Source organism: bacterium, from assembly GCA_037131655.1.
In the GTDB taxonomy this organism is placed as follows: Bacteria; Armatimonadota; Fimbriimonadia; order Fimbriimonadales; family JBAXQP01; genus JBAXQP01.
The window spans coordinates 1-4,813 of record JBAXQP010000207.1 but is presented as its reverse complement, the minus strand read 5'-3'; the positions used below and the strand labels follow the sequence as shown (position 1 = coordinate 4,813).

Here is a 4,813-nt window from a genome sequence, read left to right as displayed (position 1 = left end):
ATCCGTCCAAGCCAAGCCGAATTTCCCTGTCTAATTCCTTCATCCACAGTTTAAGGATACCAGCTTATTCCCTTTGTATTATTTACATATATGCTTGACTGGTACCCCCTTAAGAATGCCAGGTTTGATGCCGACAATTTAAAGCAGGTTATTAGGCTTTAGTTGAGAAAAGATGAGAAATTTAACAAGAAAAAAATATACGGCTGATGTACCGCAAATCCGCTTTCCTCAAGACTACCTCTATCTTGCGCGTAAGCATCGAAAGTTGATTGGCCTCATCCTCACTGTCTCGATTGTGTCAGCAGCGGCTTTGATAATGTTTGTCCCACGCTCTTATGAATCAACTGCACGCATACTTATCGAACAACCTCAAATGGGTTCGGCACTTGGCGCAGGGGCAGGATCGATGCTTGCTGACTTGACTGGTGGTTCCCAAGCCGGTTCATTAGAAACTCAAGCAGAGATAATTACCAGCCGACCTCAGCTTGAAAAGGTTATGAATAAGCTTAATATCAACGAAAGGGTCGAGGACTTTTCAAAGCGAGTTATTGCCAAGCATCCAAAGCTAACAGAGCTTTTAGAAGTATCTGCAACTGCAGGCACTGCTAAGGAAGCTGCCGATATCGCAAACGAACTTGCAAGCAATTATAGAGACTTAACTTCTGAAAGGCACACAAGAGATACTTCTGGAACGGCAAGCGATGTTCGACGCCGTTTAGAAGAAACAGAAACAAAACTTCAACAACTTAATAAAGAAATTATAGTTTGGCTAAAAACGCATCACTATTCAAATCCTGATGATGAGTTTGCGCAGATATTAAAAATTAGGCTTGAACTTGAAAAGGACCAACAGGAATTAAAATGGGGTCGATTCAACCTGGTTGAACAGCAGCAAGCTATCAAACATGAAATCAAAAAAATGGCACCATTCGTTGAAACGGGTCATACCATCGGCACATCACCAGCAGTAAATACTCTTCAGCAGGAATTGGCAGATTTACAAATCAAGCGTGCAAGGATGCAATATGAGTATCAGGACAACCAACCTGAAGTCCAAGCATTAGATATTCAGATAGCTTCCACTAAAAACGAATTAAAAAATGCGCTTCGGAAATCAGTTGGCGATGATATGATGATAACTGAGAAAGAAAAAAGCTCTAACCCAATTCGCGATGAGCTAGTTAAAAATTATACACTCAATCTTTTCAGTATTAAATCCAATGATGCCCGTCAAAAAGCGCTTGATGTGCTTTTGCCAAAATATACCAAGATTACTTTGAACTTCCCCTCTGAAGTTCAAGGCCTGCGTGATCTCATGCGCCGTCAAGCTGTCACCAACCCTGTTTGGTCCATGCTGATGAGCAAGTTTGAAGAAATGAAAGTCCGTGAGTATGCTGCCGCTGTGCGACCAGAAATTATTGAACCCGCCGTAGCGCCTATTAGAGCTACCCGACCTCGCCCTGTCCTCTATATGGCGCTTGGGTTGTTCTTAGGATTAATCCTATCAGCCGTCGCGGTTGGATTAACGGAAGCGATGGACCCGAAAATATCGACCGCATGGGATACCCAGCGATGGCTTGGTTTGCAAACACTAGCCGCATTTCCTGCTAATATCACGAATGCTAATAGCAGCGAAATCAAAAACGGCAAAATTTCACCGGCAGCACAAACCCTATTAGGTCGATTAACACTTGCAGGAGCCGGAACGGAATGGCGAGTTCTCAGTGTCGTTCCAGCCAATGAATCAGCTAACGCGCCCGGATTGGCAGCTGCCCTTGCTATTGCTGCTTCGAATAATGGCCTTCGTGTCATTTTAGTCGACACGCGCCCTGAGACTAAAGGACTAAAAACTTTCTTCCCAAATGAAGACACTTCCGCCCCTCAAATAATGCCTGTGCCACCACAAGAAGCCTGGTTGGCTTCACTTGCGGACTGGCGCGAAAACACGGATTTGATTATTGTCGATACTCCCCCCCTTGCAAGTTCACCGCAAGCCTGCATGGCAGTCAAACTCTCAGAACGAGTGTTGCCGGTCATTAAAGCAGGGGCCAGTTTAGAAACGTGTGAAGAGAGTTGCCTGTCACTGCTCGATAATGCGAAAGCTGAGTTAGTTGGAGTTGTCCTGATCGACAGCGCAGCTTAGTCAGTTTTAGGAGAAATGAGATATGTTCGGTAAAAAAGCCATATACCTCAAACTAGGTACAAATCAGGTTTTTCGAAATCCTGCATGCATCGTCGCCTTCCAATCATTATTGTCAACAGATCGTCAGCCTCGCAGGATTTGGTCGTGGGTTAAATGGGCATTAGCAATTACAGCTTTGCTATTTATTGTGCATTTTGCTTATTCGGCTGATGTGCCACAGACTTCTAATACCAACAATCAGACTAATTCCAATCCAAACTACGCCTTAGATTACAAGGACACTATTGGCCTTGTTGTACTTAGGCATGAGGAATACAGCGGGGTTTTCATTGTGCCACAAAACGGCTCAATTGTCTTCCCTGGTATAGGTGAATTATTCGTAAAGGGAAAAACGCTCGCTGAACTTCAAAGCCTTATTACTGAGAAATTAAGCATAAGGCTTAGACGTCCGGAAGTCTATGTAACTCTAAATGGACTTCAGCCGAGATATATTTATGTCATTGGACAAGTTGGCCTCCCAGGTTCCTATCAAATTGAACCTAATTGGCGTGTATCTGAAGCTTTAGCCGTTGCCGGTGGCTTGAAAATGAAGCCCGAACGAATGAAAGCATTTCTATTTAGAGCCGGACATCCCGAGCAGCCACTTGATCTTAGCGGCATTCTCCAAAATGGAGATCCTAAAGCCAATGTTCTACTGAAACCGGGCGATACCATCAGTATTCAAGAAACCAGGACAATACATATTTATCTAGCTGGTTTATTAACGCTGCCGGGTGAATACGATCTTGAAATAGGAACTGGTGCGATTGAAGCTGTTGCGAAAGCCGGCGGCTATACCGAACATGCAGCCCTTTCTAAAGCCATTATCTATCGTGGTGGACAAGCTATTCCTGTTGACCTTTTCAAAGGGATGGTTAACGGTGATCACACCGCAAACGTGACACTAGAATCAGCCGATGTCCTCGTTGTCCCGCCCAATAACCGCCGATTTGCTGTATTAGGTGAAGTCATTACTCCTGGTTGGTTTAACTTGATTGAAGGTCGAGAAACTGCTCTTTCAGATGCACTGAGTATGGCAGGGAATGTCACAAAACGTGGCATAACTACACACCTCTACATCCTCCGTACTATTGATGGTAAGGTTCAAAGAATTCCTGTTAACTTCCAAAGCTTCATCAAAAAGGCCAATATCACCGGTAATCCCTCGATTCAAGATGGCGATGTGGTTTACGTACCTGAGACAAAGCGAATTGCATTTGAATCAATTCTGAGTGGGTTAGCCTCGATAAACATTCTTGGAGGAGTGTTGAAATAACATGCGCATCTGGCTAATTTCTCAATGCAATCCGAATAAACCGGGGGGCATAGCCACTCATATCAGTTTGTTAGATCGCGGCCTTAAAACGCTAGGTCATGAAGTCGAAGTTATCGCCTCGGGTTCAATGCCTGGCTTTGCTAATCGTGCTCTTATAAGTGTGCCGATGCGTGTTATCAACAAAGTTCAACACGGCAAAGGCGTACTATATGCCGCAAAAGTTCATGGATTAAAAATGGGTTCAAAGACTCGCTGGAGAATACTTCGTGATGGGGCGCCAAGCTTCTTCGGCTGCCAAGATGTATTATCCGTAGATCGCATCATAAGGTTGAGAGAAAATCCCAATATGAACTCGCAGCATGTCCCTATCGTTTTAACCGTCCATTCTCGATACACTTATGAAAAGGTGGGGCAAGGCTGGATAAAAGCCGGAAGTGATGCCGAACACAATCTTCTTGAAATAGAGCGTAATGCCTGCCTGAACGCCGATGCCGTTGTCGCTGTATCCGACCAAATAAGAATGTATATCGAGGAACTAATTGCCCCCGAACATCGCGATATTCATGTCCTGAGAAATGCAACCGACACCGATGTATTCATGCCTAATCACGACGAACAATCACGAGCACAAATCCGAGCGAAGTACGGCATATCGCAAACGGCCTTCGTTGTCCTATGTTCAGGCCATTTGCAGGAGATCAAAGGGGTCGATTACGCTGCCAAAGCCGCGCTATTAATGTGCCAACAACACCCTGAAGCTGATTGGCAGTTAGTCTTTGCAGGCGATGGCAAGTTGCGCTCCTGGCTAGAGACTTTTATTCAAGAACACAAAATGGGTGACCATATTAAGCTTCTAGGCTCTCAGCCCTATTCCAACATGCCTGATCTCTACGGGGCGTCTGACGCATTAGTGATGCCTTCTGTGCCGACCTATCGAGCCGAAGAATCGCTCGGAATATCAGCTCTCGAAGCCTCCGCTTGCTGCCTCCCTGTGATCGGTTCTACAAGTGGTGGGATCAAAGAAGTCGTGACCGATGGTAAAACCGGCATCCTTGTTTCACCGAAGGAAGTAGAACCAATCGCCCATGCGATTTGGAGGCTCTATTCTGATCGATCAGAATGTCAGCGACTGGGTATTAAGGGGCGTGAGTTCGTAACAACCTATCACGACTATAACGCTCATGCTGAAAAATATGCTGCGATAGGTTCCCTACAAGCTGAATGCCCAAAACCGACCTCAGAGTTGTTCAGGGATGAAGCAGCAGGATGAAAAAGGGCAGCGTACTTCGATTAGCATCAGGAATAGCAGGGATTATTCTTCTTGGCCGAATCCTTGGTTTTATTCGTGAAGCAGT

General features: G+C 45.2%; 3 protein-coding genes. All 3 read left to right on the top strand.

Annotation, left to right across the window (positions count from 1 at the left end; translation table 11 throughout):
- The first annotated feature begins 172 nt into the window (after positions 1 to 172).
- Genes WCO51_09675 through WCO51_09665 form a run of 3 tightly spaced genes read left to right on the top strand, consistent with a single transcriptional unit; the run spans position 173 to position 4,728 of the window.
- Positions 173 to 2,143: a Wzz/FepE/Etk N-terminal domain-containing protein gene (locus WCO51_09675; protein MEI6513526.1), complete on the top strand. Its 1,971-nt coding sequence runs from the start codon at positions 173 to 175 to the stop codon at positions 2,141 to 2,143.
- Positions 2,144 to 2,165: 22 nt separating this feature from the next.
- Positions 2,166 to 3,458: an SLBB domain-containing protein gene (locus tag WCO51_09670; GenBank protein MEI6513525.1), complete on the top strand. Its 1,293-nt coding sequence runs from the start codon at positions 2,166 to 2,168 to the stop codon at positions 3,456 to 3,458.
- A 1-nt stretch (position 3,459) separates the two neighbouring features.
- Positions 3,460 to 4,728, top strand: coding sequence for a glycosyltransferase family 4 protein (locus WCO51_09665; GenBank protein MEI6513524.1), 1,269 nt, complete (start codon positions 3,460 to 3,462; stop codon positions 4,726 to 4,728).
- Positions 4,729 to 4,813 lie beyond the last annotated feature (85 nt).

Bases quoted from the DNA above. Each gene is read 5' to 3' on its own strand.
- WCO51_09670 (MEI6513525.1), top strand. From the start codon at position 2,166: ATGTTCGGTAAAAAAGCCATATACCTCAAACTAGGTACAAATCAGGTT.
- WCO51_09675 (MEI6513526.1), top strand. From the start codon at position 173: ATGAGAAATTTAACAAGAAAAAAATATACGGCTGATGTACCGCAAATC.
- WCO51_09665 (MEI6513524.1), top strand. From the start codon at position 3,460: ATGCGCATCTGGCTAATTTCTCAATGCAATCCGAATAAACCGGGGGGC.